This window comes from Candidatus Obscuribacterales bacterium (assembly GCA_036703605.1).
In the GTDB taxonomy this organism is placed as follows: domain Bacteria; phylum Cyanobacteriota; class Cyanobacteriia; order RECH01; family RECH01; genus RECH01.
In genome coordinates this window covers 1-3,432 of record DATNRH010000671.1, presented here as the reverse complement: position 1 = coordinate 3,432, position 3,432 = coordinate 1, and the positions used below count along the sequence as shown (strand labels likewise).

Genomic DNA, 3,432 nt, shown 5'->3' with positions numbered 1-3,432 from the left:
GGACAATGGATAGCCCTAAACCCGTGCCCTCTAGGGTATGCACCCGGTTTTCCACCCGAAAGAAGCGATCAAAGATCGCCTGCTGATCTTCTGGATCAATGCCAATGCCCGTATCAGATACCTCGACCCGCACATAGGCATTGCTCTCGTAGTCTTCATTCACCGCTAGTGGATAGGCACGAATAGCAACCTTACCACCGCTTTCCGTAAACTTGAGAGCATTACCGACCAAGTTTGCAAATACCTGAAGCAGCAAATCGTAGTTACCAACGACCGGCGGAATCGTCGGGTCAATATCCTGCAGTAGCTCAATCCCCTTATCTCTGGCATTGAGCTGGTAGGTGCGTAGGGTCTGCTCAATAGGTTGGGCGATTTCTACGGCTTCAAACCGATAGCGCTTATTCGACTCCAGACGGGATAGATCCAGCACATCGTTGACCAATCGCGTCAGGCGATCGGTTTCGCGGTTGGCCGTATCTAGAAATTCCCGGCGCTCCATGTCGCTTAAGTCTTCGCCATACTCATGCAGCGTTTCAATGAACGACTTGATATTGAACAGAGGGGTGCGCAGTTCATGGGAAACATTGCTGATGAACTGGCTCTTGGCTTCATTCAGCTCTACCTCGCGGGTGATGTCTTGCACGGTAATGGCAATGCCCTTCACATGCTCCCGCGATTGATCCAGCACGGTAGTTAGCAAGATGCGTACGGTGCGATCGCCCGCTTCCGGGATATGAATGCGGTATTCCGTAGCTTCGCGATCACCCGAGGTCACTGAGACAAAATCCCCAGAGGCAATCTGGTACAGCGGCTTGGTTAACTCTGCCTTCACCGAAGGCGGCAGATGTTGCAGGGCGGGCTTGGACAACACATCCTGACCATCCCAGCCAAAAATGCGCCGCGCCGTTGGATTCACCAACATAATCCGCATGTGATCATCCAGCAGCACCGCCCCATCCGCAATGGTAGACATGAGGGTCTCCAGCTTGGCTTTCTCCGCTGTGAGTTCCTCAATATTCTGCTCTTCATAGCTGCCGAGGCGTTCAGCCATCTCATTGAAATTGAGGATGAGCTCCCCCAACTCGCCGCCCAAGGGTAAATCAATACGCTGATGGAAATTACCAGCGGAAATATTTTTCACCCCCACCAACAGTTCCTTAATCGGCTTGGTAATCGTAAGAGCGTTGAACACCGCACCCAAAATTACCATCACCCAGATCGACACAAAGACGGCAATGGTGACATCCCGCGTCAGGTGGGATGAAGTGACCACCGTAGGGTTGGGATTAATGCCGATCGCTAAAACGCCTAGATACGTCCCTTCGTGTTCTAAAGGCACAAACACGTCGGTCACTTCGCCGTCGGGGGTGAGATGCTGCCGCACCATGGGCGCGTTGCGGTTCTCCGCGTAGTTCTCAGGGAGCTGCATCCGTCGCTGGATCGTCAGCGAGTTCTTTACCTCCGACTCTGAGAAAGGGATGCCAAAGAAGATATCACCATCCTCATCGGCGTAGAGCATGTAGCGGATGCTGGTGGTGCTGCTGTAGAAACGATGGGAAAAACGCGCCAGCTCCGTGCGGTTGCTGTCACTCACCAAGGGAGCCGCATTCGCTGCCAAGAGCAGCCCCAAGTCTCGCCCAAAGCGCGTGTCATTGAGACGGGCATCTTGCTGAATGCTGTTGACGGCCCAAAACGTGAGACCACTCATCAGCAAAGAGACCACAAGCGTAGCGGCGGCCATCAGCCGCGTTTGCAGCGTAAACTCTGACCACCACCGGGCAATAATTTCTCGAAGCTGACCAAATAGCTCAAACAAGGCAGTGTAAGAAAATAGGACTAATCGTCAAGCCGCACCATCACGCCAGAGTACTTTTCATCAATACGTGGTTCCCTGGCGCATCTAGCCTATGCCACGAAACACCTCAATCATATCAAGTTCAGCCGCTTCCAACCCAGACTGATCGATGGTGTCGATCATCTAAGCCAACCTGAAACGACTGGAACAGACTCGGAGGATGGCTCCCCTTCGCTACCCGCGTAGGTCATGAGCTTATCTAATGAGCTTGCATCTGATGGCCGATATCTCGCCGGGCATAGAGCCCATCAAACTGAATACAGTCGAGAGCAGCGTAGGTTTGGGCGATCGCTGCCTGGAACGTATCGCCCATGGCCGTCACCCCCAACACCCGACCGCCATCGGTGACTGGTACACCCTTCTGCTGCCGGGTGCCAGCATGGAAGACGATCGCCCCCGATTCTTCCGCCGCCGCCAGTCCAGTAATTTCATGGCCCTTGGTAAATTTATCGGGATAGCCCCCGGAAGCTGCCACCACACAGGTAGCCACCCCCGGCGTCCAGCTAAAGGGCGGCAGTTGGGCGAGGCGTTGCTCAACGCAGGCCAGCAAAACTTGGTCGAGGGGCGTTTCTAGCAAGGGCAAAATCACCTGGGTTTCAGGATCCCCGAAGCGACAGTTAAATTCAATCACCCAGGGATCGCCCCCAGGGGTAATCATCAAGCCAGCATAGAGCACACCCCGATAGTCAATACCGCGCTGACGCAGAGCTGCGATCGCTGGTTCTAAAATATCGCGCTGAATGCGGTCGAGCAGCGCATCGGTGACCACAGGGGCCGGAGCATAGGCTCCCATGCCGCCGGTGTTGGGGCCCGTGTCACCCTCGCCGATGCGTTTATGATCTTGGGCTGCCAACAGCGGGCGAATAGACAGGCCATCCGTGACCGCCAGCACCGAAGCTTCTTGCCCCACCAGACAGTCTTCAATCACCACCTGCTGGCCAGCATCGCCAAACTTGCCGCCAAAGATGTCCTTCAGGCTAGCGATCGCCTCTTCCACCGTAGCCGCCACGGTCACCCCTTTGCCCGCCGCCAAGCCATCGGCTTTGATCACAATCGGTGCGCCCTGGTCTTTCACGTAGGCGATCGCCGGCTCTACCGATGTAAACACCTGAGAGGCTGCTGTGGGGATGCCCGCCTCTACCATTAAGGCTTTTGCCCAGGCCTTACTAGATTCAATTTGGGCACCGGCCCGATTGGGGCCAAAAACCTTCAGCCCTTCATTTTGTAAGTAATCCGTCATGCCTGCTGCCAAAGGCACCTCTGGGCCGATCACAATCAGACCCACATTATTAACCAGCGATAGCCGAGCAATGCCTTCGAAGTCTAAGCTGGACATTGCAATGTTGCGACAGCCATCGAGTTGGGCGGTTCCTCCATTGCCTGGCACGCAGAAGACCTCCTGCACCTTCTCAGATTGCAGAAGCTTCCATGCGAGGGCATGTTCGCGCCCCCCATTACCAACCACTAATGCTTTCACGCCCAGATCACCTCGGTGAATAAAAATGTATTACGTATGAGAGCCAAGCGTCGAATATCAATATAAAAACAACTAGGCATCAAGTGTTAGTGAATTCAAA

The 3,432-nt window shown here is 54.5% G+C and carries 2 protein-coding genes; both read right to left on the bottom strand.

All coding sequences use genetic code 11. From position 1 onward, the window contains the following. The coding region (locus V6D20_14130) for a histidine kinase dimerization/phospho-acceptor domain-containing protein (GenBank protein ID HEY9816918.1) at positions 1-1,816 on the bottom strand (1,816 nt) is incomplete at its 3' end. A gap of 238 nt (positions 1,817-2,054) precedes the next feature. Next, positions 2,055-3,332: a phosphoribosylamine--glycine ligase gene (gene purD, locus V6D20_14125; protein ID HEY9816917.1), complete on the bottom strand. Its 1,278-nt coding sequence runs from the start codon at positions 3,330-3,332 to the stop codon at positions 2,055-2,057. Positions 3,333-3,432 lie beyond the last annotated feature (100 nt).